This is a genomic window from Williamsia sp. 1135 (assembly GCF_002095395.1).
In the GTDB taxonomy this organism is placed as follows: domain Bacteria; phylum Actinomycetota; class Actinomycetes; order Mycobacteriales; family Mycobacteriaceae; genus Williamsia.
This window is the reverse complement of sequence record NZ_MJEI01000099.1, coordinates 124169-149132: the sequence shown is the minus strand read 5'-3', so window position 1 is coordinate 149132 and position 24964 is coordinate 124169. Positions and strand designations below refer to the sequence as shown.

Sequence of the window (24964 nt, the reverse complement as noted above, 5' to 3'; positions counted from 1 at the left end):
CTATCGGCGGAACTGCAGGTGAACGGCAACCAGCAGGTGCACGAGCCCGACCACCGCCAGCAGCCCAGCAGCGATCGAATACAGCGTCACCAGGCTCGCCCCGTCGATCCAGGGCAGCACGGTTACCCCCGAGTTGCCTTGCACACCACACGATTCCACTACTCGCCGCGGCAAGTGAAGTGACGATCACCCGCGACGGCCGTTCCCACCACGTCAGTGCACCGGGACCTTCCATCCCGGCTGCCTGAGCGCTGGCGCGTACCGACTCGAGCATCAGCGTCGTCACAGCAAGGCCGACGCCGAGCCACACCGGAGCGCCGAGGATCACGAGGGTGAGTATCAGCAGCAGATCCGAACAGCGGTCCGCGAACGGATCGAGCACCCGACCCCAACGGGATGCGGTGCCCGTCCGCAATGCGATTGCCCCGTCCACGCCGTCGAGCACGGCCCCCACCAGCACAAACACCAGTGCGAGCAGCGGCCACGCGGAGCCGGCGAGCGCAATCATGGGAACCGACGCCGTCACCAGGACCCCGAGAACCGTCGCGACACTCGGGCTCACACCCGCCCGGATGAGTGGGCTCGCACATGCATGCGCGATACGTACCCAGCCCCTGATCCAGACCGAGCTCACCGGATCGATACCGCCGTGTAGCCGCGACCAACCCGCAAAAGCATCCTCACGGGAAAACGTCGACGTCATGGACGGTGAGTACCTTGCCTGTCCGAATCCCAAACCAGACAACGTGATCCATTGCAGCAATATCGACCAGGTGAGAGTGTCGTCGAGCCCCGGCAGCAAGGGTTTGCGGCCGACGACGTCGGGGTACCAGGCGCTCAGTCCATCGCGGCTCCACCTGTTCCACGTTGTCGCAGCCTGCCTTTCGCGTCAGATCACACTCGAGGGAAGCCGATGCGCGTCACACTCCGCCGATTGCCGGATCAGGTGATGGTCATCACGGGCGCCTCGAGCGGCATCGGTCTGGTCACCGCCCGCCGCGCCGCGCTGGCCGGGGCGGCGGTGGTGCTCGCCGCCAGGAACGAGGCCGCACTCGCCGACATCGTCGACGACATCCGGCGCCGCGGCGGGAGCGCGGTCGCAGTGACCGCCGACGTCGGGATCGAGTCCGACGTCGCACGCATCGCCGACACCGCGATCTCCACCTACGGTCGATTCGACACCTGGGTGAACAATGCCGGGGTCGCCATGTTCGGGAGCGCCGACCAGGTGTCGGTCGACGACATGCACCGCCTGTTCGACACCAACTACTGGGGTGCTGTGTACGGCTCGCTGGCGCTCGCGCGGCACATCGCCGGACGCCAGGACGGCATACACGGCGGCGCGCTGATCATGGTCGGCAGCACGCTCGGTAACCGGGCAATCGCGGCGCAGTCGACCTACTCCGGCTCCAAGCACGCACTCCGCGGCTACACCGACGCGTTTCGCTCCGAGCAGGAGGCCAAAGGTTCACCCGTCTCGGTGACCCTGGTCCATCCCGGACGTATCGACACCCCCCACGTCGAACACGCACACCACTATCCCGGCGCTCGCCGGCCGCACGCTCGGCTGCGGCAACCGCCGGAAACGGTCGCAAACGCGATACTCCGCGCTGCCCAACTCCCCGTCCGAGATGTCTACGTAGGCGCGTGGTCCCGGAGCGCCGCGGTCGCGAGCGCAATCGCACCCGGCACCACCGATCGGCTGGTCACCCGATATCTGCGATGGTCACTGCGGTCCGGTCGACCGACGACCGCGGAGACGACCACCGAGACGAGAAGCGACGAGCCGGACCACTCGGGCACCAGCGCACTGCATTACTTCGGATCCGGAGGCCGTGAGCGCGGCCGGCATCGCTGACATCGGGCACCCGGGTCGTGGCAAGATGGGCGGTTGGTCGAAACGAAGCCCACCTCGACCTGCCATCGCTAGCACCGTTCTTTGGAGTCCCATGCCTGACGACGAGCAGACCATCACCGATATCCATATCGCGATCGCCGATCTGGCACGTGGCCTGCACGGGAGCGATCAGCAAGCGCTGGACGAAGTACTCGGAAGTGTCGTCACGGCTGCGGTCGAGAACGTGGCAGGTGCCGAACACGCCGGGATCACCGTCACGACCAACCGAGACTCGTTGAGCACTCAGGTCTCGACTGATCCGCTGGTCGACACCCACAACAAGATCCAGGTGACCCACCAGCAGGGACCCTGCCTGGAGGCCGCGTGGGAAGAACCCGTGGTGCGGGTAAACGATCTGACGACCGAGACCCGGTGGCCCAAGTACGCTGCCGATGCCGTCGCGATGACCCCGTTCCGCTCGATCCTCTCGTTTCGTCTCTACACCCACAGCGAGACGCTGGGGTCGATGACGTTGTACTCGCTCACACCCAACTCATTCCCTGATGACGCCGAAGAGATCGGGCTCCTCTACGCGGCACACGCTGCCGTCGCGTGGGCGGCCACCGAGCGTGGCGCTCAGTTCCGTAGCGCCCTGGCCAGTCGCGACATCATCGGCCAGGCCAAGGGCATGATCATGGAACGTTTCGACATCAATGCGGTGCAGGCGTTCAATCTGCTGCGAAAGCTGTCCCAGGACAGCAACATTCCGCTTGCGAAGCTCGCCCAGGACCTCGTGCACAAGGACCACCCGCCGGAGTGAGGCTCCTCGCTCGCTCACGGCGAGCTCTATGATGTTGTCGCGCAACGGCATGTACCCGTATGAAGAAAGTTGTTGCGAAACGATATGTGTTTTGCAAGGATGAATTCAGGTTGAAAACCAGCCGCGCCCAGCGCTGGCCACTCCTGCGTATCCAGCGCCTCCCCGTCCACAGTGAGGGGCGTTTGCAATGATGACGTCACAACTCGTTCTCGACCAGTCAACCTCCGGCCGTCCGCGCTCGGTGATCGCCTCGGACGACCACGTCGAGGTCACCGTTCTGAACGTGCACGGCGACCTCGACCAGACGACCGAACCCCGGTTCGTCGAATCAGTCGATTGCACCTTGTCCACGGCCCCATCCGTCCTGATCGTCGACCTGACGCAGACCCGGTTCCTGGGCTGCGCCGGCATGGCCGCCCTCATGGCAATGGAAAAGGCCCAGGCCAACGGGATAGGGTTTGCGGTCGCCGCCGTCGGGCCTGCGACCGCCCGGCCCATGCACCAGGTCGGCCTGTCCGCGGAGATCGCGATCTACCCGACCGTCGCGTGCGCGTCGCGGGCCACGCGGGAAGCGACGTCCGAGGACCCGCCCACACCGGTGCACACCGAGGTCGGGGGCGCACGATGAGCCTGCAGGCACCCCGGAAGTCCGCGGCCGAGGATCGAACGCACGAATCATCCGGCCACACCGCGCGCTCGCGCGACGACCGGGTCGCACCCGATGTGCGTTGGCCGAGCCCGAGCCCTCTCGATTCGTGGTGGACCCAGGTGATGACGGGCGGCGAGCAGAAGGGCGCATGACTGTCAGCCCTGCGCGGCCGCGACGATCACTCTGGTCACCGCCGCCGGCTGGGAGACGAGTGATGCGTGGGCTGCGTCGACCTCGAAGGTGTGACCGGGAGCAGCCCGCGAGGCCATGAAGCGTTGCAGCGCAGGCGGAATGACCCTGTCCTGCGCGGACACCAGGTACCAGCTCGGGACCTTCTGCCATGACGGCGCGCCCGACGGCTCGAGGTTGGCGACCAGGGCCGCCGATTTCTGGTGCGCGAACATGTCTGCGGCGACCGCAGGCGTGACGTCCTGGGCGAAGATCTCCCGGAAGTACTCGCGTGCGATGTAGCCGTCCACGTTCTTGCCTGCGATACCGGTCTGGTCGTCGACGACCTTCAGTTGCAACGCAGGTGGCAGTAGCCGACTGCCGGGAAAAGTGATCGGATTGAGCAGGCCCTGCACGAACTCACCCTGCTGCGGCGCGAATGCGGCGATGTACACGTTCGCCACCACGTCCGGGTCGTGTGTGTTGGTGATGACTGCGCCGCCGTAAGAATGTCCGACGAGCACGATCGGGCCCGAGATCGTCGACAGCTGCTTTTCGAGGAGAGCTGAGTCGTGGGAGGGGCCACGGAGAGGATTGTCGAACAACTGCACCGGATATCCCTGAGCGGCCAGCTCTGTCGCGACGTCCTTCCAGCCCGACGAATCGGCGAACGCTCCATGCACCAGCACGACAGTCGGTTTCGCCGTCTCCGCAGAAGCCGGAGCCGCCGACAGCCCGAGTACCGAGAGGAACAGAGCGACGAGAGTCGCGGCGAGCAGCGACCGGCGGACCGGTGGTCTCGGAGCGGTGTTTGACATGGCAAGCCTTTCGATGTGAACCAAGGTGGGCTCACCTTATGCGCGCCTGCCCGGGGCCATCTGACCCTGCGCGCACATCCCTGTTCCCACAGCGCACCGGAATACCGACCCTGCCGTGGATCCGCCGTCGGCTAGCATCGGCGACCAGCTACCACTGAGCGCACGAGGACCGGCAGAACGCCAGTTCTCGGCGTCACCGAGGAGGAGAGTCTTGAAGCTCGCAGGCGTAGGTATCTGGAGTTCGCAGTTGCGTTACGGCGATCTCGCCCAGTCCGCGGAGGCAGCCGCAGAGCTCGACGAGTTGGGGTACTCGGCGTTGTGGATCCCGGACGTGGGCGGCCCGGTGTTCGATGCAGTCGCCAATCTCCTGCGAGCGACGACCGAGTCGGTCATCGCGACGGGCATCCTCAACCTCTGGATGCACGAACCGGCCGATGTCGCGGCGCAGTACACCACCCTGACCGGCAGGCACGGGGACCGGCTGCTGCTCGGCATCGGGGTCTCGCACGCGCCGTTGATCGACGCGGGCAATCCGGGCCGGTACAAGAAGCCTCTCGCGGCCACCGAAGCGTTCCTCGAGGGGCTCGATGCCGCCGAGGAGACGGTCCCCGTCGAGGCACGTGTGTTGGCCGCTTTGGGCCCGAAGATGCTGCGGCTGTCCGCAACTCGTGCCAACGGGTCGCATCCGTACCTGGTCACCCCGGATTTCACCGCCACGGCCCGAGAAACCCTGGGCGAAGGCCCACTGCTGCTGCCCGAGCAGACCGCGATCCTGACCACCGATGCCGACCACGCCCGCTCGATCGGCACCGAATGGCTCCGCAGCTATCTGCAACTGCCGAACTACGCGAACAATCTGCTGCGGTCGGGGTTCACCCAGGAGGACATCGACACGGTGTCGGACCGGTTGTTCGACGCGATCATCGCGTGGGGCGACGAGGCCGCCATCGCACGCCGGGTGGACGAACACCGGTCGGCGGGTGCCGATCACGTCTGCGTCCAAGTGCTCGACACCGATCCGCAGGCGTATCCGCGCGAGCAGTGGCGGCGGCTTGCGGCCGCCCTGAACTGATACCGATCCGGGGGCGCTGAAAAACACACCGAGCTTGCCAGACCATACAGCTGCCCGCGCATGTATGGTCAGATCATGGTTGCCTCCTTCACCGAGTTGGCCCGGGCAGACGGCGGCGGACTGGTCGCCGCCACTCCGGGTCCCGATCTCGCCGCGGCCGGATACGACGAGACCGAGTTCGCGGTGCGCGGCGAGGCGCGGTCCTTCGAGGTCGCACCACCTGAAAGCGGCGACCCCGTGACGGTGACCGGCGTCGCCGATTTCTGCACTCGCGCGCTGGTGCGACAACCGGCCGAGAGCGCACGCTGCAGCGGCAACGTCGTCGTGGAATGGCTCAATGTCAGCAGTGGCTCCGATGCCGGTGCCGGATATACCTATCTCGCAGAGGAACTGGTTCGGAACGGAGATATATGGGTGGGCATCTCCGCCCAATACATCGGTGTCGCCGGCGGCCAGGGAACCGTCGGCGCCGCGGGGTCGACACCGGCCCCCGGCCTGATCGGCCAGCAGCGGTACCAGGAGCTGTCCCACCCGGGAGATATGTTTTGCTACGACATCTTCACCCAGGTCGCCGGGGCACTGGGAGGTTCGCAAGGACCCCTCGAACATGTCGACATCACCTGTTTGCTCGCAATCGGAGAATCGCAATCCGCTCTCGCGCTCACGACTTACGTCAACTGTGTGTCCCAGCTGGACAACATCTTCGACGGATTCCTGATTCACAGCCGGGCCGCCGCAGGCCTGCCGCTACACACACCTGAGCGCGCGATCGACCTGCTACCCGTCTTCCGGCAACCGGCGACGCCGATACGTGACGACCTCACCGTCCCTGTCTTCGTCGTTCAGACCGAGACCGACATCCTGGGCGACTTCCGCTATCACGATGCGCGACAGAAGGATGGGCCGCTGTTCCGACTGTGGGAGATAGCCGGCAACGCTCATGCCGACCGCTACCTGGTCGGTCCGTTCGAGGAGTTCCTCGGATGCTCGGGTCCGGTGAACAGGGGCCAACAGCGGTTCGTATTGCGTGCCGCGCTACGCGCACTGACCCGTTGGGTCAGGACGGGTGAGGGTCCGGCGCCTGCAGAGCGCCTGCTCACCACGAACCCCACGGAGGGTGAGATTCGTTTCGAGACAGACGATGTGGGCAATGTCTGCGGTGGTGTGCGCACACCCTGCGTCGACGTCCCCGTGGCTGTCCTCAGCGGCCTCGGGCGACAAGACGAGTCCCGGATCTGCCGCCTGTTCGGCAGAACCGATCGAATCGAGCCGGCAGTACTTGCCCAGAGATACCGCGATGTCGACGACTACCTGCGGCGGTACACCGCCGCCACCGACGCCGCGATCGCCGCCGGTGTCGTCCTCGAATCCGACCGCGACGAGCTCCTGGCCGATGCCGAACCCGACGCTCTGACCTGAGATCTGCTCAGTGGATCGACCCGGCCCGGTCTCCCCCGCGGACGAGATGGTGGGCCATCGTCTCGTGCAGGTCCAGCATCGGCACCACCGCCAACACGGATTCCACGCTGGGTTCGAGGCCTGCGATCAGACCCGCGATGGGTCCGCCCAGCGAGATCCCGCCGACCGACACCGGGGTGTCGTCCACGGTCGCCATCCACTGGATCAGCGCCCGCACCTCTGCGACAGCCCGCACCGTGAGTTCCACGTTGGTCAAGACATCGAAGCTGGGATAGACCCCGCCGCGACGGCGGCGCAGACCATGGCCTGGCAGCACCGGGAAGACGACGTTGTATCCGAGTTCGTGCAACTGCGCGGCACGCAATGACAGGAGATCGTCGATACGTCCTTGACCGGCGCCGTGCACCCACAGCAGCCACGGGTGACCCTTGTCCTGGTGCACGAGCATGCGGGCCGTCGCGACCGTATCCGCTTCGGATTCTTCCGCACCCGCGCGCATCGAATACACAGGGGCGCAGGTGAAGTCGATGCGGTCATAGGACATCCCCCCGAGATTCCTCCGGAGCTTGCGGGTGATCGACAACTCGGTCGGCGCGAGGTTGACCCCCACGCCCAGAGCTTTCACCGCGACGGCCTCGCGGGCACATTCGTTCACGTAGGCCCGCACCACATGCTCGTCGGGAACCGCCCGCACCATGGAGAATGCCGCGATGAAGAACTCATCGAGGGCCGACTCTCCTACCGTCCGGACTCCGAAGGACGACGGGGGAATCGAGCGGTGCGGCGGTCGCCGACTCGCCGTCCGAGCACTGACGACAGCACGCGGCATCACCTCGGCGATCAGGCTCAACCTCGTGAGGGAAGACTCGAAGCGATTGGTCCAACGGCCTCGATCGTCGCTGTCGTCAGATGTGGTCACGGCGAGACGTTCTCGTATCCAGGAGGCCCCGTGCGGCCAGGGCTTCGGTCAGTTCTTGAAGTGCCTCGCTCATCCGGCGGAGGAATCGGGCCGGGTCGGGCATCGACTCCGGCGTGGTGATCAACCGAGAGAAAGGACTCCCGCGTAGCTGTACGCGGTCAGGTTGACGTCGGCAGGTGCGATGGCCAGCGCGAACGATGTCCATGACTCGACTTTGATGTCGCCGACCCAACGGGGCCGCCTCGGCCCCGGCATGTTGGCCGTGGTCACGTTGTTCATGACCCGAGGGGCGATCGGGGCCGCGATAGGTCGAGCACGCGGACCCAAACGTCCTGTGTAGGTTGCCAACTGATCGGTGAGTTCGAAGCCCGTCGCCCGGCGCAGGGCCACGGATGCGGAGCAACTCTCCGCCGTCCTGCGCACCCGTTCTATCGGGTCGGCAACCTCCGTGTGGAGATACGCTGCAGCCGTCGCCAGATCGTTGCCCTCGGTCCTGGTCGACGTCAGGTCCCGGCACACCCCGAACATCGCCACCGACGGATTGGAGCTCACCTCGTCGCGAGCGATCATCTCCTGACGGACCGCCGCCGCGACGATGCCATGGAAGACACCGTTGACCGTGGTGCCGGTCGCGACTGCCGCGCGCTGAACATCGGCCAGTTCCAGCACACTTCGAGCACATCGGCGGCGATGCGCACTGGGGGTGCTGAAACTGGTCCGCTGCGCACCCATGAAACGTGGCACCAGAGCGCGGCGATCGAACCGATATGCCGCGCGCGCCGTGCGGGCGACGCCGGCGACGACCGACGGCAGATCGGCGACCAGCCGCAGGGTGTCGCGGCGCGCCAGTGCTCGCATCTGCCGACGATCGAGATCCCGTCCGTCCGCGACGGGAGAGCCGGGCTCTGGAAGTGGGTGGCGCTGCGGCAGCGGACCACCGGCAGACTCGCTCGTGGCGTGGAGAAAACAATTCAGCGCCGCCAACCCGTCGGCCACCGCGTGATGAACCCGCACCACCACAGCCTGTCTGCCGTCGGCGAGACCGTGGACCAAGGTGAGAGCCCACAGTGGCCGCTCACGTGGCAGCCGCCTGATTGCGAGTTCGGCGAGCAGTTCATCGAAGGACTCGTCGCCGGGACCCTCCAGAGTCACCTCCTCCAGGTGCTGGTCCAATCGGAAGTCGGTATCGGTCACCCAAAAGGGCCGCGCCCGGTGCCCACGGATCGAGGTCACGCGCTGCGTCGCCCTTGGGAACGCGCCGAGATGCAGAGCCAGGGCGGTGCGGATCTCCTCGAGACTCAACGGACTTCCGCGACGCCCGGTGTCGAGGATTCCGAGCTTGAGCGTGTGCATCGGCGTCGTCGCGGTTTCCATGTTCAGCATCAGGGCGTCCGGCCCGGACATTCGTTCCACGATCCCTCGCCTCCTCTGCGGGACACGCCAGCTGCTTGGCTTCGTATTTATACGAAAGGTATTCGTATTGAAGCGACCATAACAAACCGCGCCTCGGCGATCGGCATTCGTGGCCCACATCACCGCAGGCGTCGGGCGTCAGCCCGCGCGGCGAGGGTCAGCCGACAACCGCCGCGGTGACCGCACCACGCAAGATCTGCTCGAATACGTCGTCGGCGTTGCCGAACGCTGCGAAGAAGCCGGACAGCTGCAATGTGACGAAACCGCTGATCGCGGCGAACAGCGCGAGTTGCGTCTGCAAAACCCGCTCATCGGCGACCCCCGCCGTGCGGATCATGACAGCGAGCGCTTCACCCGCTTCCGCGCTCGCCGCCGAGAACGCCGCGGTGTCGGCAGGGACTCGGGTCAGTGACCTGCATCGATGAGGCCACTTCGCGGCGTAGTCCACGAACACACGGGCGAGTATCCGTAGACCGTCCACCCCTGTCCGGCCCATCGCGGCCCGCTTGGCGAGGTCGCCCAGCTCACGCATGGCACGCAACTGCAGTTCGTTCTTGATCTCGTCCAGGCTCTTCACGTGGTTGTACAGCGACGAAACCCGCACGCCGAGACTCGAGGCGAGCGCTGTCATCGTCAGTGCGTCGGGACCGAATTCGTCGACCATCTGTTGAGCGGCCGCGATGACAGCCTCGTGGTTCACGCGTCGCCGACGCACTGCCGGTGCAGCCGATTCTTGTTCTGACACCGTCATAGGCCGACCTCCCGTACGAATAGGTTTCGTATGGCTACTTTACCTCTTCACTCCGGTGACGCTGCCGGACCCCACTTCGCTGCCACGACTCCCCACGGATCGGCGTACGAACCGGGATAGCCGCGATACGGAGATCTGCGGGTGAGAACTGCGCGCGCCAACCGCGACGTGGGCCGGACCACGTGGCGTCTCCACCCGGCCGCACGCCTGGTGTCGGCCATGAGATTGGCGAACGAGTGCTCCTGAAACGCGAGAACTCGCTGTGACGACTCCGTGTCCATCCAGTCGGTGGCGAACCAACTCGGGTCGTTGCCCGGATCACCTGGCCTACCCGCCGGAAAACCACCGGACAAACCGATGGCCGCCGAGGTCGCAGAGGCGATGTCGGACTGGCGCAGCCGATGGCTGTCATCGCCACCGATCAGATACACAGCCGGTTCCTTTTCGATGGTGCACGCGTTGACGAATGCGGTGGCCACATCGCGTACATCCACCGTCTGGATCCGTCCGTCAGCCGGCAGAGACGCCTCGAAGAACACGGCGTCCGGGTTGATGGTCGCACCTAGTTCCGCGGTCAGAACCCCGCCGAGTCGCAGTATCGCCCACTGCAATCCAGAAGACTGGACGATGTCTTCCGCGGCCGCTTTCTGGGTGCCGTAGACATCCGCCGGGCGACGAGGCGTCTGCGCGGTCAGCAGTTCTGTCTCGCGGTAGGGGTTGCGTGGTCCGTACACAGCAACGCTCGACGCCTGGACGAATCGGGCCGGTACGGGCATCGCCGACGCGGCGCGCACCAAATTCTCTGTCGCGCCGACATTGACCTTGCGGGCGATGTCGGGACGCGCGTAGCAGAGCGGAGGGATCACCGCCGCCAGGTGGATGATCGAATCTGGCGCGACCGAGGTGAGCAGCTTCTCGACGTCGGCGGGGTCGGTGAGATCGGCCCACCACACCTGCGCCCCAGGCCTTTTCAATGCGACCTTTCGGTTCGCAGGTGATTCCAGGTCTGTCGCCACGACGTTGTGACCCCGGCTCACCAGTTCGGTCACCACCGACGAGCCCACCAAACCAAAGGCACCCGTCACCAGGACGGTCTGAGCGGTGGTCATGGCGGGCTCGCTTTCCGTTGATCCGTCGACTGCGACCACACCATACATTGGCGCGAAAGTGTATGGTCTATTTGTGTATGTCAGGGCGATCGAAGAGCAACGCCGGTCGCCGAACGGTCGGCGACGCCGGTTCGGGATCGGACCATGAGAACCCACGGCTGGTCCGGCGCCACCCCGAAATCCGACGACGAGGCCGTCGACCGAATACTCACCGCCGCACGTACCGTCGTCGACGAACGCGGCGACGACTTCAACATCGCGGAGGTCGCTCGCCTGCTCGGCGTCACCCGCCAAACGGTGTACCGGTATTTCTCGCGCGCAGATGAACTCCTCGCCGCGACGGCCATTCGAGCGGCCGACGACTACCTCGCAGAACTGGCAGAACACCTCGTGGGTGAAGTCCGTCCCGCCCAGGCCGTCATCGAAGCAGTTGCGTACACGCTGGAGACCCTGCCCCGGCAGCCCCACCTGAGTGTGCTGCTCGCCCCGTCCCAGCAGGGCAAGTATTCGGCGGGCATAACGTCGGACACCGCTCGCGGCTTCGGACAGATGATGCTGAGTCGTCTCGACATCGATTGGCAGGCCGCAGGATTCGACGAACGAGCGCTGGACGAACTGGTCGAGTTCGTTCTCCGGCTCATCCAGTCGTTCGTGATCGATCCCGGTAGCCCACCCCGCAACGCAGAAGATCTGCGAAGCTACCTCGAACGATGGCTCGGCCCTGCGCTCATGTATCCGCGGCCGTGACCGATGAAGTGCGCCGACCGCGAACTCGTGGTGGAGGACATACGGATCGAACGTATCGAAGGCGTCCCAACCGACGCATCCCCCTCGGGTCCGCCAGGCGGACCAACTCCGTAACAATATGGGGAACGGAGGATGTCGCGCAAGCGAAACCGCCGAATTATTCTCGCTGCCGGCAGATCACGATGGCAGGATCTGCCGCACCCGCGCAGCCTCTCGCGTGAGGTGGTCGCCTTCTCCGACACTGGTCGCCAGCCGGGACGCTTCCGAATACAGCGCAGCAGCCCGTTTGAGATCACCTGCTCGTTCATGCAGGTAGGCCCGCACTGCGGTATGGCGCGGTAGATCCGGGCTGACGTCCGACAGGGCGGCCAACCCCGCCTGCGGACCGTCCGCCTCCCCGACCGCGACCGCACGGTTCAGCCGGACCACCGGACTGTCGGTGAGGGCCACCAATTCGTCGTACCACTCCACGATCTGGACCCAATCGGTCTCGGGCGTGCTCGTGGCGTCGGCGTGCAGCGCCGCGATCGCCGCCTGTGCCTGGTATTCACCGAGGCGATCGCGGGCCAACGCGGTATGCAGGATCGTCACGCCCTCGGCGATCAGGCGCGAGTCCCACCGCGACCTGTCCTGCTCCGCCAGCGGAATGAGACGTCCTCCCGCGCCCGTGCGGGTCTCGCGGCGGGCGTGATGAAGGAGCATCAACGCCAACAGACCGGCGACCTCCGGCTCGTCGGTCAGCGCGACGAGCTGGCGGGTGATCCGGATTGCCTCGGCCGCCAGATCGACATCCCCGCCGTAGCCCTCGTTGAACACGAGGTAGAGGACCCGCAACACGGTGTGGAGGTCACCGGGCTCATCGAGCCGAATACCGGCGATCCGCCGCTTGGCCCGGCTGATTCGTTGCGCCATCGTCGCTTCCGGGATCAGATACGCCAGCGCGATCTGCCTCGTGGTCAGACCACCGACCGCTCGCAGCGTCAACGCCACGGCGGATGCCGGTGGCAGCGTCGGGTGCGCGCAGAGGAAGTAGAGCGCAAGCGTGTCGTCCACAGCCGACGCCTGCCCGGGCGGGGGCTCGAGGTCCACCGCGACTTCCCGACCGCGACGCGAGGAGTCGGAGCGGGTGGCGTCGATGAACCTGCGCCACGCCACCGAGACCAGCCACGCCTTGGGATCCCGTGGCGGATCGGCCGGCCAGACGTCCAGCGCCTGGATCAAGGCCTCCTGCACGGCGTCCTCGGCCGACGCGAAATCCGCTCCACGCCGGACGAGGACGCCGATCACTGCGGGAACCAGTTCCCGCAGCAGCGCAGAGTTCACTCGGTGACAGTCGTCGGGGCCGTGAGGAAGGGCCGAACCTCCAGCCACTCGTGGATCGGCTCGCCGCCGGCGCCCGGTGCGGCAGAAAGCTCGCCCGACAGCTGATAGGCGCGTTCTTGCGACTCCACATCGATGACCATCCAGCCGGCGATGAGGTCCTTCGTCTCGGCGAACGGGCCATCGGTGACCGGTGGACGACCTTCGCCGTCGTATCGCACGAACGTGCCCTCCTGCGAGAGCGCCTGCGAGTCGACGAACTCGCCGGAGTCCCGCAGTCGATCCGCGAAGTCGTTCATGTACTGCATGTGAGCATCGACCTCCTCCGGTGTCCACTCGTCCATCGGGGTGGAGTTGATTCCCGGGCCACCGCGGTAGTGCTTGAGCATCAGATATTTCATGTTTATTCTCCTTCGTCGTCGCGGCCCCTTGTGGCCGCTCGTACCACTAGGACGGAGCCGACGTCCCATTCTCGACATGGTCGCGGAAAAAGTTTCGAGGATCTTGTCGACTCACGGTTGCTGAACGTTCTGGGCCCGGTCGCCTACGGCCTCGTCTGCGCAGGTCTCATCCACTACGGGTGACGACAGCGCTCGAACCAGGCTGACAAGCTGATCGCGCCGCCACGGTCGCAACACCTCCGGTCAGGCCGCCCGGCCTGCGGGAATCAGCTTCTGGAGGTCCGATGACCACGCCCACCCCGGACGTCGATCTGGTCACGGTCGTGCGCTCGAAAGCTTATGCGGTGGCGCTCCTGCTGGCAGCGGCCCTGGGCATCCCGATCTCTCTGGTCGCCTACGGTTTCCTGGCCGCCGTCACGAAGATCCAGAAGTACGTGTTCCGAGACCTACCCGGTGACATCTTCTCCGGCGGTACACCTTCGTGGTGGCCCATCCCGTGGCTCATGCTCTGCGGCGTGTTGACCGCCCTGACCATCCGATACCTGCCCGGCAACGCAGGACACTCCCCCGCCTTCGGCTTCCACGCCGGAGGCACGCCGGTGGACAAAGAGCTTCCCGGCATCATCCTGGCCTCACTGGCCACGCTCAGTCTGGGCGCAGTCCTCGGCCCGGAAGCTCCGCTGATCGCGATCGGAGGCGGTCTCGCCGTCCTGACTGTGCACCTGCTGAAGAAGGACGCACCACCGATGGCGCTGGTCATCATGGCCTCGGCGGGAAGTTTCACCGCCATCAGCACCCTGTTCGGTTCACCGATCCTCGCAGCGTTCTTGATCATGGAGGCAGCCGGAATCGGAGGCGCAACACTGAGTCTGGTAGCTGTACCGGGGCTTCTCGCATCCGGCATCGGCGCCGTGGTCTTCATCGGACTCGACAACCTGACCGGGCTCGGCACCTTCTCGCTGGCGCTGACATCGGTCCCGACAGCGGTGAATCCGACCGTCGCGACCCTGTGCTGGGCAGTCGTCGTGGGAGCCTTCGCCGCTGCGCTGGGCTGGGTGATCCGCTGGATCGGACTGGCATTGCGGCCCGTCGTGCATTCGAGCCGTGTCCTTGTCACGGCGGGAATCGGATTGCTCATCGGCCTGACCGCGACCGCCTATCAACTGATCTCCGGACACACGTTCACGCAGGTGTTGTTCTCCGGGCAAGACGCCCTGCCCGACCTCGTCGCGCATGCCGCCGACTATTCGGTGGGCGTGCTGCTGCTCCTGGGCCTCTGCAAGACGTTCGTCTACTCGATCTCGTTGAGCGCCTTCCGCGGTGGACCCGTCTTCCCGGCGATCTTCATCGGCGCCGTCCTCGGCATCGCCATCAGCGGACTGCCGGGCATGAGCTCGGCGCCCGCGATCGCGATGGGTATCGGTGCCATGTGTGCCGTGATGTTGCGACTCCCGCTGACGTCTGCGCTGCTCGGCATTCTGCTGCTCGGCGCAGACGGGGTGTCGGTCACGCCGCAGGTGGTGGTCGCAGTCGCGGTTGCCTTCGTCCTCATCAACGTGCTGCCGACCACCGGTACGAAGGAGTAGCCGATCGACCTGGGGCGGTGACCGCGGGCGCGCGATGTGGGCACGTGCCGGACACTCATCGCCAGATGACCCCTATCCCGGCAGCCAGCAAGGACAGTCCGCCGACTGCGTAGAAGAGTGCGCGGGGCACGGCTTCCCCGGTGCGTCGCTGCCGGGCATTACCCATGCCGAGCAGGCCGCCGAGCACCACGAGGATGACCAGCTTGATACTCACCTTGACGTAGTTGATGTCGGTGCCGGCGGGCCACGGCGCGGCGAGGATCGCGCCGCTGATGAGCGACACCAGCAGGCCGTAGTCCATGACCCGAGTCGTGCGCAGTCGTCGCGTTGCCGCTTCGGTGGCCCAGGCGCCGAAGGTCGCGGCGAAGCCGATCAGATGGATCCAGATGACGACGTCCCGCAATGTTTCCATGCACTGTCTTTCTTCGACTTGCCGGCGGCGACCTGACCGCCGCGCCGTAGTTTCAGTTAGACTGCAACTTGTGTGGAAGTGTTGTCAACATGGCCGATGAACAGCCCGGCCCCGACTCGGCCCTCTCGACCCCTACGCCGAGCGCGGCATTTCTCCTGTCGGTCCTCGGTCGCCAGATCCGCGACCGGGTCGACGCCGCGCTGCACAGCGAGGGCATCGCCGTCCGCCACGTCTCTGCTCTCGGCCACCTGTCGCGAAATCCAGGACTGTCGTACAGCGAACTCGGCCGCAGGGCGGCCGTGACGCCGCAGAGCATGCAGGCGACGCTGAACAAACTCGAGGAGATCGGCGCGGTCGAGAGAATCGGCGGCGGCGGCCGAGGGCGCAGCGCGCGGCTTTTCGTCACCGACGAAGGACAACGCCTGATCGACGTCGGGATGGCGTCATACGCCGAGGTCGATCAAGCCCTCACCGAGCACCTCGGGCAAGACACGCTGCGAGAGCTGATCCCCTCGCTCATGCGAGCGTTCCGGGCATTCGCCGCCGCTCCCGAAGACCGTTGAGGGTTTCCCCAGCACGCCTGTGGGTATCGTCGTATAAGAATCACCTTCTCCTTGGAGAAGAGGATCAGTTTCATCTCATGGTCGACACCACGAAAGGCAGCCGGAATGACCTCAGAGAACTCCCAACCCGACGTCGAGGCGACGGACGACGTGCTGGCACCCGCCACCCCCGGATCGGAAAAGCTGGGATCGCCCGCGTCCCCACCCGCCGACCCGGACGACGACGCCGTCCTGGCACCGGCAACCCCCGGGGCAGAACATCTGGGTGACGCCACCGACGATGCCTAGGTGACAGACAGTTGAACTTCTCGCCACCCGACCGCCGCCGGCCGTATCGATGCGTAGCAGCGACACGGTTACGCACCGGCGGTGCGTTGGGTGGCAGGCCCCCGACCGACCCGTTCGTACGCACGATCTCGAGTCCGACGTGATACTGGTAGATGAAGACAGGAAGATCCCTGCCGCACGTGACGAACATGGAGACGAACGCGATTATGAACGCAAAGCAGCCGACGATCATCTACACACTGACAGACGAGGCGCCGATGCTTGCGACCCACGCATTCCTGCCTGTCATCCGTGCGTTTGCCGATGCTGCCGACATCAACGTCGAGTCCACCGACATCTCAGTGGCCGCCCGCATCCTCGCCGAGTTCAGCGATCTCCTGCCTGAAGACCAGCGGGTGCCGGACAACCTCGGCGAGCTGGGGCGACTGACGCAGCTGCCCGAGACCAACATCATCAAATTGCCGAACATCAGTGCCTCGGTGCCACAGCTACTGGCTGCGATCAAGGAACTCCAGGCGAAGGGTTACAAACTTCCCGACTTCCCGGGCAACCCGAAGACGGACGAGGAAACCGAGATCCGGGACCGGTACACCAAGTGCCTCGGCAGTGCGGTCAATCCCGTATTGCGAGAAGGCAACTCAGACCGTCGCGCGCCCAAGGCCGTCAAAGAATATGCACGTAAGCATCCGCACAGCATGACCGAGTGGTCGCCCGCATCGCGGACCCATGTAGCGCACATGCGTGAGGGCGATTTCTACCACGGCGAGAAGTCGACCACCGTCGACGGTGACCGTGAAGTGAAGATGGAACTACTCACCGACAGCGGCGAGACCATCGTCCTCAAGCCCAAGGTCTCGCTGACCGACGGTGACGTGATCGACAGCATGTTCATGAGCAAGAAAGCGCTCATCGAGTTCTACGAAGAGCAGATGGAGGACGCCTACAAGACCGGCGTCATGTTCTCGCTCCACGTGAAGGCGACGATGATGCGGGTCTCGCATCCCATCGTTTTCGGCCACGCCGTGCGGGTCTTCTACAAAGACGCGTTCGCGAAGCACGGCGACCTGTTCGAGGAACTCGGCGTCAACGTCAACAATGGCCTGTCGGATCTCTACGACAAGATCGAGTCGCTCCCCGCGTCCCAGCGCGAAGAGATCATCGACGACCTGCACAAGTGCCATGAGCATCGCCCAGAACTCGCCATGGTCGATTCGGCCCGGGGCATCTCGAACTTCCACTCCCCCAGCGACGTGATCGTCGACGCGTCGATGCCCGCGATGATTCGCGCGGGCGGCAAGATGTGGGGCGCCGACGGCCGGCCCAAGGACACCAAGGCGGTCAACCCCGAGTCGACGTTCTCCCGCATCTATCAAGAGATGGTCAACTTCTGTAAGACCAACGGCGCGTTCGACCCGACCACCATGGGCACCGTTCCCAACGTCGGCTTGATGGCGCAGAAGGCCGAGGAGTACGGCTCACACGACAAGACCTTCGAGGTCCCCCAGGGCGGCACCGCCAACATCACCGACCTCGCCACCGGAGAGGTTCTGCTCACGCAGACCGTGGAGGCCGGTGACATCTGGCGACTGTGCATCGTCAAGGACGCGCCCATCCAGGATTGGGTCAAGCTCGCCGTCACGCGCACCCGCGACTCCGGGATCCCGGTGATCTTCTGGCTCGACCCGTACCGTCCGCACGAGAACGAGTTGATCAAGAAGGTCAACAAGTACCTCAAAGACCACGACACCGACGGCCTCGACATCCAGATCATGTCGCAGGTCCGTGCCATGCGATACACCCTCGAGCGGGTTGTCCGCGGCCTGGACACCATCTCCGCAACGGGCAACATCCTCCGCGATTACCTCACGGACCTGTTCCCGATCCTCGAACTCGGCACCAGCGCCAAGATGCTCTCGATCGTCCCGCTCATGGCAGGCGGCGGACTGTACGAGACGGGCGCAGGCGGTTCCGCACCCAAGCACGTCAAGCAGTTGCTGGAAGAGAACCATCTGCGCTGGGACTCGCTCGGGGAGTTCCTCGCCCTCGCCGTCAGCCTCGAAGACCTGGGAAAGAAGACCGGTGACGCGCGGGCGAAGATCCTGTCCAAGACCCTCGATGCGGCAACCGGCAAATTGCTGGAGAACAACAAGGGACCGTCGCGCAAGGTCGGCGAGATCGACAACCGTGGCAGCCAGTTCTACCTCGCCCTGTACTGGGCGAAGGAGCTGGCCGACCAGACCGACGACAAGGATTTGCAAAAGCACTTCGCCGCACTGGCAGAGACGCTGAGCAAGAACGAGGACACCATCATCAAGGAACTGAGCGACGCGCAGGGCGAGCCCGTGGACATCGGTGGCTACTACTTCCCCGATCCCGAGGTCACCGCTGCTGTGATGCGTCCGAGCAAGACCTTCAACGAAGCGCTGGGGTCGGCCCTCAAGTAGGCACTCGCCCACAGCTGCTCTACTCATCGCAATCTGCTCCACTTCCAGCACGCTGGAAGTGGAGCAGATTCGTTCGAGTGGAGCACATCTCGCTCGTTCGGTCATCGCAGGCACTGAAGTTTGTGCTTAGCCACGCTAATGTAAGCCGTGATTCCTACCCGCCGGCCGACGATTCGCCGGCTCCAATTGTTGGCGACCGCAGCAGCACTCATCGTCACCGGCGTCATGTTCCCGGCGACCGCCTACGCCGATCCGGCGCCGGACTCCGGCCCCCACGTGACGTCGCTCAGCCACGTACAAGACAGCCGCTGGGAGATCACCGTGCACTCCCCGGCCATGGGTGCCGACATCCCGTTCCAGCTGATTCGGCCTTCCGGCGACCTTCGCGGCGCCCCAACGGTCTACTTGCTCAACGGCGCCGGCGGCGGCGAGGACGGGTCGGGGTGGTTGGAGGAGACCGCAGGCCGTAGAGCTGACCGGCAGCGAAGGGACATGGGAAGCGAACGCGCCGTTGAGAGTCCATGCATCTGTTGTTGCCTCGTGGCCGTATTTGCGGACGTTGACGCACTTCTGGGGCACTCCGCGGCTGCACCGTCGGCACATGCCGCACGCCGTGCCCACGGTCCACACGACCCGATCTCCGGGGGTCGCCGCCGCACCTGGTCCGGCGGAGACCACACGTCCGACGGCTTCATGTCCCAGGATCGTCGGGACGGGTGTGGTCCGGCGTCCACCGACGGTGTGCACATCACTTCCGCAGATCGTCGCCAGTTCGTTCTCGATCAACATCTCACCGTCGCCGAGAACGGGTGGCGCAACTTCGGTGAGCGTGAAGCCGCTCCCCGACCAGACTGCGGCAGTGGCGATCACGCCGCCCCCAGCCGGCGCCGGACCGCACCGCTGAGCAGGTCGACCGCGACTACCATGACGAGCACCATGAGGATGTAGGTCAACATCTGATCGAATCGGAACAGTGCGATCGACTGGTTGATGAGGAAGCCGATACCTCCCGCGCCGACCAGGCCGAGCACCAGGGATGACCGCACGTTGACGTCGAAGCGGTACAGCAGCAGCCCGACGCATTGAGGGACCACCGATGGGAGTACGGCGTGGACGGCCACTTGCGCGCTCGACGCTCCGCCGACGCGTAGCGCCTCGGTCGGACCGTCATCAATCTCTTCCATCGTTTCTGACCACAGCTTCGCCATCACGCCCGAGTTGTGGAAGATCAAGGCCAGCACGCCGGCAAACGGTCCCAACCCCACGGCCGTGACGAAGATGAGCGCGAAGACGATGTCCGGAACCGCACGCAGAAATGACATCACGCCTCGAGCGGCTTGATACACAAACGAATTGCGCGATGTGGTGCGTGCCCCGAGGACCGCGAGCGCCACGGAGAACGGGATCGACAGGGTGGTGCCCACCAGCGCGATGGCGAGTGTCACCAGACACGCCTCGATACCCGGCTGGACGACCGTCGACCACGACAGGTCGGGCGGGATGGCAGAGGAGAGGAAGTCGACCATGCCCGACCAGCCACCGATCAGCGCCGACACCGAGAAGTCGGTGAGCGTGAACGCCCAGATGTGGACCACTATCAGGCCGACGGCTATGAGTGCGCCGGCGATCAGGCCCAGGCGCCGGCGCGGTCGCGTCGGCACCGGCAGTCGAGGAAGAGTCAAGGTCGTCATCGGTCCGTCTCCTCGGAAAGGTAGAGCCGTGCGACGACGTCGTCGTCGATCTGATCAGGTCTGGCCGAGAACGTGATTCGACCGTCCGAGAGTCCGACGAGGCGATCACAGTGCCTGCGTGCGAGATCTGGTTGATGCAGGACCGCGGCGACCGCGATGCCATCGCCTGCGAGAGAACACAGCAGTCGCATGACCTGTTCGGCCGCAGCAGGGTCGAGCGCCGAGACGGGTTCGTCAGCGAGCAGAACAGGCGCGCGTTGGCACAGCGCACGGGCGATTGCCACCCGCTGCTGCTGACCGCCGGACAGACGACCGGCACGATCATGAGCACGATCGGCGAGGCCGACTCTGTCGAGGCAGCCCATGGCCTCCTCCTTGAGCTCTCGACCGAACGCCCACGTCGACCACGAGTGACGGATGTCGAGTCGACCGAGTGCGCCGGCGCACACGTTGTCGAGTACCGACCTCCGCGGGATCAGGTGGATCTTCTGGAACACCATCGCCGCCGACCGGGGGTCCCTCGAATGCATGTCGACGGGCCGTCCCGCGACCGTGATGCGTCCGTCCGTGGTTGTCGCCAGTCCGACCACACATCGCAGCAGGGTCGACTTCCCGGAACCGTTGGCACCCAGGACGCCGACCACCTCGCCGGCAGCGACGTCGAGATCAACCCCGTCCAAGACCACCTTGTTGCCGTACCGCACCCTGATACCCCGAATTGCGAGTGCCGACGACGACTGGGACGCAGCGATGTTGAGGTCCACAGTCGACGCGACGCGGGTCATTCGACATCCTTGGACGTGAGTCCCAGTGCCGAAGCCAGGTCGAACAGGGGCTGGTAGGTGCTCTGGTCGACCGGGAGCAGCTGGCCGGCGGGCTCGACGTCGAGGAGTGCGCCTGCCTTCTCCACCGCCTCCGGTGGCAGGTTCAGCAATGCCTCGGCGACAGCCTTCTGGAACTCGGGACTGGTGCTGCCGGACACCGTGATCGGATCGTTGGGGATGGGTTCGGAGGTCCAGACCTGCCGGAACTTCGTCGGATCGAACGCGCCTTCCTTGACCGAGGTGTTGAGTTGCTGCGAATTGATCTCAGCGGCATTGACTTTGCCGTTGGCCAGTGCCAACAGGGCCTCGGGGTGACCACCGGCGTAGGTGATGTTCACATCACCCTCCTTGATGCCGGCGTTCTTCAACGCCATCCGTGGCAGACCGTCCCCCGAGGTCGATCCGGGCTCCGACAGCGCCAGATCCTTGCCGCGGAGATCGTCTATGGATCGGATGTCCGAGTCTGCGGGCACCCAGATACCCGCGGTGTAGGTAGAGAGCACACCGTCTGCGGTACCGAAGGACGCGAGCGGCTTGGCATCGGCTTCCTGTCCGGCAAACACATACCCGAGCGGACCGAACACGCCGAGCTCCATCTGCCCGTTGCGCATCGCGAGTACCTCGGCCGAGTAGCTGTCGACGACGGTGACCTCGACCGGGCAATTCAGCTTTTCGGACAGTCCGTCGGCCACCACCTGGAACGCCGGGGTGAGCTTTGCGGGATCCTCGAACGGCTCCACGCCGAACCGGATCTTGCCGTTCGGGCAGGTAGGTGAGGCGGCGGCGCTGTCACTGCCGTCTCCGCAGGCGGCGACGACCGACATTGCGACCGTGACGGCGGCCATCACTGCACACGAGCGACGACGAATGGTGCGGGACATGATTTCTCCTGATGGTGATGAGTCGAGCGGGGGGTGAAGTAGGGCAGTTCAGGGCGATTCAGAGCAGGTCGTTCAACACGGTGGGGGCCAATCCGAGCGCTGTGGTCATACCGATTCCCGACGTCACCGACACGACCCGAACAGAGGGGGCAGGCCGGGCGACGAGAAAGTCGGTCAGCGGTGAGGTCGCATAGACGCCACGCCATCGGCGGGCCACGCGTAGCGGCGCACCGAAGAGCCGGGCGCCCTCGCGCAGCAGGAGTTCGGCGTTTCGCTCGTCGTCGAACGGGGTGTGGGTGCGGGCGTTGTGATGGGTGTCGCCGAGGACGAGCGCGCCACTGGGCCGTTGCGTGAGCATGAGATTCATCTCGACGTCGAGGAGTTCTGGCGATTCGATTTCGAAGCGGGAACGGACAGCGGCAGCCGAGGGCATGGCCGCGAACCCGGCGTACCGCAGCATCGACAGGCCGGTCAGCAACGCCGGTTCGATGCGAAGTCCATGCGGCGCCTCGACTTCCAGCATCTGGAGGCGACACCGTTGCACCTGCCAGTCCGCGGCGATCTGCGGATACAACCTGTCGACGTCGTGGCCGACAGCGTGGACAGCAGTGCGTGCGTGAACGGAACCATTCGGGGTTCGCACCGCGACCCCGTTCTCATCGGTATCGATGGAAGTGACCTGTGAGCCCCAATGGAACTCGACACCTTCTGCAGCGAGCCACGTGGCGAGGGACCCTACCGCACGTTCGGGGTCGACCCTCAGATCAAGCGGCAGATACGCGGCTTCCAGCACTTCGGCGCCACCGATCACGGCGCTGCGATCGGCTCGATCGAGCCATCGGGCCTGCTCTGCGCCCCGGGTGTCGATGAACTCGGCCAGGACGGCGACTTCATCTTCTGTGCGGGCGAGAACGACTGTGCCGCACTCCTCTACCCCGAACTCCGCTTTGCGGCCGAGTTCGAGCCAGCGCTCGCGAGCCACCAACGCCAACTCGAGGCCCCGGCCATCCTGCGCGGTGGTGCACACGTGACCGAAGTTGCGAATCGAAGCACCCACCGCGTATTCGTCACGTTCGACGACCGCAACCGACGCGCCCCGTGAGAGCGCCTCGGCCGCATGCGCGAGGCCGACGATTCCAGCACCGACGATCACCAGGTCGTGACGGTTGTGTGTTGAGGTCATGCGACAACCGTGACCGCCGAGACCAACTGCGGTCAAGACCTCAGCGCAACTTGTTTGTACAAGTTTGCCGAACGTTTACCTTGCAGTTCGGGACAGCAACCCCGAATTGAGGCATGCTAAGTCTGTTCGTGGTGGAGTTGTTCAAACAGGTTCGATCGACAGAAAGAAGGTGTCGGATGGCCGTTCCCTTACATACGAGGGTCGCCGATGTGCTGCGCAACGAAATCCTGGACGGCACACTACCCGTCGGGTCCGCGCTACCGTCAGAGTCCAGTCTGTGTGCGCGTTTCGAGGCGTCACGGGGCACAGTGCGCGCCGCGCTCGCCACGGTGCGGCACGAGGGACTCATCAGCGTGAGCCGCGGTCGCCCGCCGATCGTCCGCGAGGCGGCGGTGGCACAACCGTTCGAGACGTTCATGTCGTTCACCACCTGGGCGAACAACATCGGGCGCGTCCCCGGCCAGCGCACGATCGAAGTTGCCCGACGAGGTGCTAGCGCGGTCGCCGCGGCCTCCCTCGGCGTAGAGGAGGGCGAACCCGTCGTCGACGTGCTGCGCCTCCGAACACTTGACGGCACACCCGCCATGCTCGAACGCTCCAGTTTCATCGAGCCCGTCGGGCGCATGCTTTTCGACTTCGATCCGGACTCGGGTTCGATCTACGCCTACCTCCTCGGGCGTGGAGCCGACCTGTTCGAGGGCAGGCACACGATCGACGCTGTCGCCGCCTCCGACGTAGACGCAGCGCAACTCGACATCGATCCCGGCGCTCCCCTGCTGCGGGAGAGGCGTCGTGCGGTCGATCATGCCGGCAAACCCATCGAGTACGCCGACGACCGGTACCGCCCGGACAAGGTCACGTTCACCATCGACAACACCCAACCCGCATCCACTCGCGCCATCGGCGACATGCGCATCGTGAAAGAGAGCTCATGACCACTCGCACCTTCGACCTCGCCGCGCTCGACATGGCCGGCACCACCGTCGACGAGGGAGGACTTGTCTACGACGTACTCGATCGCGTCGTGTCAGACGCCGTCGGTCACCCGGTACCGCACGATCTTCTCGCCCGATGGAAAGGGACCAGCAAGCGAGAAGCCATCGCCGGCCTTCTCGCCGAACTCGGTGAACCGGCCGAGACCACGCGGGTCGACGTGGTGTTCGCCGACTTCGTCGAACGCCTCACGACCGCCTATCGCGACGCCCCGCCCAAGCCGGTGGCAGGAATCGGTGAGACCTTCTCCGCGCTGCACGAAGCCGGCGTCAAGATCGCGCTACAGACCGGGTATTCGTCCGACATCGCACAAGCCATACTCGACGGCCTGGGCTGGACGGTCGGCGGCTATCCCAGCGACACCGTGGACGCGTTGATCACCAGTGACCTCGTCCCGGCCAGCCGTCCGGCTCCGTATCTGATCTATCGCTGCATGGAGGCAACCGGCGTGACCGATGTGCGGCGAGTACTTGTCGCAGGTGACACCCCCAGCGACGTTCTGGCCGGACACAATGCCGCAGCCGGTTTCGTCGTCGGCGTGCTATCCGGCTCCTTCGGCGCGGAAACCCTTGAGCAACAACCTCTCACCCACATACTGCCGAGCGCGGCAGACGTTACTCAACTGCTCCACGGCGCTTCCGTCGCTACCCGGTAAA

27 protein-coding genes and 1 pseudogene are annotated in these 24964 nt (G+C 65.3%); 14 read left to right on the top strand and 14 right to left on the bottom strand.

The annotated features are described in order from the left end of the window. On the bottom strand, positions 1-144 hold the full coding sequence (locus BFL43_RS29555) for a hypothetical protein (protein WP_240498350.1): 144 nt from the start codon (positions 142-144) through the stop codon (positions 1-3). A 103-nt stretch (positions 145-247) separates the two neighbouring features. Then, positions 248-508 (bottom strand): annotated as a pseudogene (locus BFL43_RS29905) (CDP-alcohol phosphatidyltransferase family protein); the annotation flags it as partial. Positions 509-913: 405 nt separating this feature from the next. Here BFL43_RS29905 and BFL43_RS18595 point away from each other — a divergent pair. From BFL43_RS18595 to BFL43_RS29045, 4 genes are all read left to right on the top strand, one after another. Then, positions 914-1858: an SDR family oxidoreductase gene (locus BFL43_RS18595; RefSeq protein ID WP_084893956.1), complete on the top strand. Its 945-nt coding sequence runs from the start codon at positions 914-916 to the stop codon at positions 1856-1858. Positions 1859-1949: 91 nt separating this feature from the next. Then, entirely contained in the window at positions 1950-2657 is a 708-nt protein-coding gene (locus BFL43_RS18590) for a GAF and ANTAR domain-containing protein (RefSeq protein ID WP_084893955.1), read from the top strand. 187 nt (positions 2658-2844) lie between these two features. Next, complete coding sequence (locus BFL43_RS18585) at positions 2845-3285, top strand: STAS domain-containing protein (RefSeq protein ID WP_084893954.1); 441 nt, start codon at positions 2845-2847, stop codon at positions 3283-3285. Continuing rightward, positions 3282-3458 carry a hypothetical protein gene (locus BFL43_RS29045; protein ID WP_168176671.1) on the top strand — a complete coding sequence of 59 codons (177 nt, stop codon included), beginning with the start codon at positions 3282-3284 and terminating at the stop codon, positions 3456-3458. The genes BFL43_RS18585 and BFL43_RS29045 overlap by 4 nt, the downstream gene beginning before the upstream one ends. 3 nt (positions 3459-3461) lie before the next feature. Here the strand turns inward: BFL43_RS29045 and BFL43_RS18580 are convergent, their stop codons facing one another. Next, on the bottom strand, positions 3462-4292 hold the full coding sequence (locus BFL43_RS18580) for an alpha/beta hydrolase (protein WP_084893953.1): 831 nt from the start codon (positions 4290-4292) through the stop codon (positions 3462-3464). 211 nt (positions 4293-4503) lie between these two features. On the opposite strand from BFL43_RS18580, the gene BFL43_RS18575 reads away from it, so the two are divergent. Further along, on the top strand, positions 4504-5364 hold the full coding sequence (locus BFL43_RS18575) for an LLM class F420-dependent oxidoreductase (protein ID WP_084893952.1): 861 nt from the start codon (positions 4504-4506) through the stop codon (positions 5362-5364). 75 nt (positions 5365-5439) lie between these two features. After that, positions 5440-6783 carry an alpha/beta hydrolase domain-containing protein gene (locus BFL43_RS18570; protein WP_143695397.1) on the top strand — a complete coding sequence of 448 codons (1344 nt, stop codon included), beginning with the start codon at positions 5440-5442 and terminating at the stop codon, positions 6781-6783. A 7-nt stretch (positions 6784-6790) separates the two neighbouring features. Here BFL43_RS18570 and BFL43_RS18565 read toward each other — a convergent pair whose 3' ends face one another. The 4 genes from BFL43_RS18565 to BFL43_RS18550 form a co-directional block, all read right to left on the bottom strand. Next, the gene (locus tag BFL43_RS18565; RefSeq protein WP_084893950.1) at positions 6791-7702 is read right to left on the bottom strand and encodes a hypothetical protein; all 912 of its coding nucleotides are present in this window, start codon (positions 7700-7702) and stop codon (positions 6791-6793) included. Positions 7703-7822: 120 nt separating this feature from the next. Continuing rightward, the gene (locus BFL43_RS18560) at positions 7823-9106 is read right to left on the bottom strand and encodes a wax ester/triacylglycerol synthase domain-containing protein (RefSeq protein ID WP_240498349.1); all 1284 of its coding nucleotides are present in this window, start codon (positions 9104-9106) and stop codon (positions 7823-7825) included. 166 nt (positions 9107-9272) lie between these two features. Further along, positions 9273-9866 (bottom strand): TetR-like C-terminal domain-containing protein, encoded by a 594-nt coding sequence (locus BFL43_RS18555; protein WP_084893949.1) that lies wholly within the window; start codon positions 9864-9866, stop codon positions 9273-9275. A gap of 47 nt (positions 9867-9913) precedes the next feature. After that, positions 9914-10975 carry an NAD(P)-dependent oxidoreductase gene (locus BFL43_RS18550; protein ID WP_084894000.1) on the bottom strand — a complete coding sequence of 354 codons (1062 nt, stop codon included), beginning with the start codon at positions 10973-10975 and terminating at the stop codon, positions 9914-9916. Positions 10976-11119: 144 nt separating this feature from the next. On the opposite strand from BFL43_RS18550, the gene BFL43_RS18545 reads away from it, so the two are divergent. Continuing rightward, positions 11120-11722 (top strand): TetR/AcrR family transcriptional regulator, encoded by a 603-nt coding sequence (locus BFL43_RS18545; protein ID WP_084893948.1) that lies wholly within the window; start codon positions 11120-11122, stop codon positions 11720-11722. 177 nt (positions 11723-11899) lie between these two features. Here BFL43_RS18545 and BFL43_RS18540 read toward each other — a convergent pair whose 3' ends face one another. After that, the gene (locus tag BFL43_RS18540) at positions 11900-13045 is read right to left on the bottom strand and encodes a DUF6596 domain-containing protein (protein WP_084893947.1); all 1146 of its coding nucleotides are present in this window, start codon (positions 13043-13045) and stop codon (positions 11900-11902) included. After that, positions 13042-13443 carry a YciI family protein gene (locus BFL43_RS18535; RefSeq protein WP_084893946.1) on the bottom strand — a complete coding sequence of 134 codons (402 nt, stop codon included), beginning with the start codon at positions 13441-13443 and terminating at the stop codon, positions 13042-13044. Before BFL43_RS18535 ends, BFL43_RS18540 begins: the two co-directional genes overlap by 4 nt. 284 nt (positions 13444-13727) lie before the next feature. Here BFL43_RS18535 and BFL43_RS18530 point away from each other — a divergent pair, with 284 nt between their 5' ends. Further along, positions 13728-15029 (top strand): chloride channel protein, encoded by a 1302-nt coding sequence (locus tag BFL43_RS18530; protein ID WP_084893945.1) that lies wholly within the window; start codon positions 13728-13730, stop codon positions 15027-15029. 55 nt (positions 15030-15084) lie between these two features. Here BFL43_RS18530 and BFL43_RS18525 read toward each other — a convergent pair whose 3' ends face one another. After that, positions 15085-15441, bottom strand: a complete 357-nt coding sequence (locus BFL43_RS18525) for a Fe-S protein (RefSeq protein ID WP_084893944.1) — start codon at positions 15439-15441, stop codon at positions 15085-15087. 89 nt (positions 15442-15530) lie between these two features. Here BFL43_RS18525 and BFL43_RS18520 point away from each other — a divergent pair, with 89 nt between their 5' ends. From BFL43_RS18520 to BFL43_RS29545, 4 genes are all read left to right on the top strand, one after another. After that, positions 15531-16004: a MarR family winged helix-turn-helix transcriptional regulator gene (locus tag BFL43_RS18520; RefSeq protein ID WP_084893943.1), complete on the top strand. Its 474-nt coding sequence runs from the start codon at positions 15531-15533 to the stop codon at positions 16002-16004. Positions 16005-16109: 105 nt separating this feature from the next. Beyond that, positions 16110-16292 (top strand): hypothetical protein, encoded by a 183-nt coding sequence (locus BFL43_RS18515; RefSeq protein WP_084893942.1) that lies wholly within the window; start codon positions 16110-16112, stop codon positions 16290-16292. A 206-nt stretch (positions 16293-16498) separates the two neighbouring features. Next, entirely contained in the window at positions 16499-18736 is a 2238-nt protein-coding gene (locus tag BFL43_RS18510; RefSeq protein WP_084893999.1) for an NADP-dependent isocitrate dehydrogenase, read from the top strand. Between the two features lie 147 nt (positions 18737-18883). Continuing rightward, positions 18884-19684, top strand: coding sequence for a hypothetical protein (locus tag BFL43_RS29545; protein ID WP_240498346.1), 801 nt, complete (start codon positions 18884-18886; stop codon positions 19682-19684). On the opposite strand, the gene phnE is transcribed toward BFL43_RS29545, so the two are convergent. The 4 genes from phnE to BFL43_RS18485 are packed head-to-tail and all read right to left on the bottom strand — an operon-like array spanning position 19603 to position 23315. Next, positions 19603-20427: a phosphonate ABC transporter, permease protein PhnE gene (gene phnE / locus BFL43_RS18500; protein ID WP_084893941.1), complete on the bottom strand. Its 825-nt coding sequence runs from the start codon at positions 20425-20427 to the stop codon at positions 19603-19605. The two genes, BFL43_RS29545 and phnE, sit on opposite strands and share 82 nt — an antisense overlap. Then, on the bottom strand, positions 20424-21212 hold the full coding sequence (locus tag BFL43_RS18495; protein ID WP_084893940.1) for an ATP-binding cassette domain-containing protein: 789 nt from the start codon (positions 21210-21212) through the stop codon (positions 20424-20426). The genes phnE and BFL43_RS18495 overlap by 4 nt, the downstream gene beginning before the upstream one ends. Next, entirely contained in the window at positions 21209-22132 is a 924-nt protein-coding gene (locus BFL43_RS18490; RefSeq protein WP_084893939.1) for a phosphate/phosphite/phosphonate ABC transporter substrate-binding protein, read from the bottom strand. The genes BFL43_RS18495 and BFL43_RS18490 overlap by 4 nt, the downstream gene beginning before the upstream one ends. 58 nt (positions 22133-22190) lie before the next feature. Continuing rightward, positions 22191-23315: a TIGR03364 family FAD-dependent oxidoreductase gene (locus tag BFL43_RS18485; protein ID WP_084893938.1), complete on the bottom strand. Its 1125-nt coding sequence runs from the start codon at positions 23313-23315 to the stop codon at positions 22191-22193. Positions 23316-23491: 176 nt separating this feature from the next. On the opposite strand from BFL43_RS18485, the gene BFL43_RS18480 reads away from it, so the two are divergent. After that, a complete protein-coding gene (locus BFL43_RS18480) occupies positions 23492-24250 on the top strand; it encodes a GntR family transcriptional regulator (protein WP_084893937.1) in 759 nt (252 codons plus the stop codon). After that, positions 24247-24963: a phosphonatase-like hydrolase gene (locus BFL43_RS18475; protein ID WP_084893936.1), complete on the top strand. Its 717-nt coding sequence runs from the start codon at positions 24247-24249 to the stop codon at positions 24961-24963. The genes BFL43_RS18480 and BFL43_RS18475 overlap by 4 nt, the downstream gene beginning before the upstream one ends. The last annotated feature ends 1 nt before the right edge of the window (position 24964 follow it).

Excerpts from the sequence above, each read along its gene's own strand:
- BFL43_RS18595 (WP_084893956.1), top strand. The coding sequence starts at position 914 with ATGCGCGTCACACTCCGCCGATTGCCGGATCAGGTGATGGTCATCACG.
- BFL43_RS18590 (WP_084893955.1), top strand. The coding sequence starts at position 1,950 with ATGCCTGACGACGAGCAGACCATCACCGATATCCATATCGCGATCGCC.
- BFL43_RS18585 (WP_084893954.1), top strand. The coding sequence starts at position 2,845 with ATGATGACGTCACAACTCGTTCTCGACCAGTCAACCTCCGGCCGTCCG.
- BFL43_RS29045 (WP_168176671.1), top strand. The coding sequence starts at position 3,282 with ATGAGCCTGCAGGCACCCCGGAAGTCCGCGGCCGAGGATCGAACGCAC.
- BFL43_RS18580 (WP_084893953.1), bottom strand. The coding sequence starts at position 4,292 with ATGTCAAACACCGCTCCGAGACCACCGGTCCGCCGGTCGCTGCTCGCC.
- BFL43_RS18570 (WP_143695397.1), top strand. The coding sequence starts at position 5,440 with ATGGTTGCCTCCTTCACCGAGTTGGCCCGGGCAGACGGCGGCGGACTG.
- BFL43_RS18560 (WP_240498349.1), bottom strand. The coding sequence starts at position 9,106 with ATGTCCGGGCCGGACGCCCTGATGCTGAACATGGAAACCGCGACGACG.
- BFL43_RS18555 (WP_084893949.1), bottom strand. The coding sequence starts at position 9,866 with ATGACGGTGTCAGAACAAGAATCGGCTGCACCGGCAGTGCGTCGGCGA.
- BFL43_RS18550 (WP_084894000.1), bottom strand. The coding sequence starts at position 10,975 with ATGACCACCGCTCAGACCGTCCTGGTGACGGGTGCCTTTGGTTTGGTG.
- BFL43_RS18545 (WP_084893948.1), top strand. The coding sequence starts at position 11,120 with ATGAGAACCCACGGCTGGTCCGGCGCCACCCCGAAATCCGACGACGAG.
- BFL43_RS18535 (WP_084893946.1), bottom strand. The coding sequence starts at position 13,443 with ATGAAATATCTGATGCTCAAGCACTACCGCGGTGGCCCGGGAATCAAC.
- BFL43_RS18530 (WP_084893945.1), top strand. The coding sequence starts at position 13,728 with ATGACCACGCCCACCCCGGACGTCGATCTGGTCACGGTCGTGCGCTCG.
- BFL43_RS18525 (WP_084893944.1), bottom strand. The coding sequence starts at position 15,441 with ATGGAAACATTGCGGGACGTCGTCATCTGGATCCATCTGATCGGCTTC.
- BFL43_RS18520 (WP_084893943.1), top strand. The coding sequence starts at position 15,531 with ATGGCCGATGAACAGCCCGGCCCCGACTCGGCCCTCTCGACCCCTACG.
- BFL43_RS18515 (WP_084893942.1), top strand. The coding sequence starts at position 16,110 with ATGACCTCAGAGAACTCCCAACCCGACGTCGAGGCGACGGACGACGTG.
- BFL43_RS18510 (WP_084893999.1), top strand. The coding sequence starts at position 16,499 with ATGAACGCAAAGCAGCCGACGATCATCTACACACTGACAGACGAGGCG.
- phnE (WP_084893941.1), bottom strand. The coding sequence starts at position 20,427 with ATGACGACCTTGACTCTTCCTCGACTGCCGGTGCCGACGCGACCGCGC.
- BFL43_RS18495 (WP_084893940.1), bottom strand. The coding sequence starts at position 21,212 with ATGACCCGCGTCGCGTCGACTGTGGACCTCAACATCGCTGCGTCCCAG.
- BFL43_RS18490 (WP_084893939.1), bottom strand. The coding sequence starts at position 22,132 with ATGTCCCGCACCATTCGTCGTCGCTCGTGTGCAGTGATGGCCGCCGTC.
- BFL43_RS18485 (WP_084893938.1), bottom strand. The coding sequence starts at position 23,315 with ATGACCTCAACACACAACCGTCACGACCTGGTGATCGTCGGTGCTGGA.
- BFL43_RS18480 (WP_084893937.1), top strand. The coding sequence starts at position 23,492 with ATGGCCGTTCCCTTACATACGAGGGTCGCCGATGTGCTGCGCAACGAA.
- BFL43_RS18475 (WP_084893936.1), top strand. The coding sequence starts at position 24,247 with ATGACCACTCGCACCTTCGACCTCGCCGCGCTCGACATGGCCGGCACC.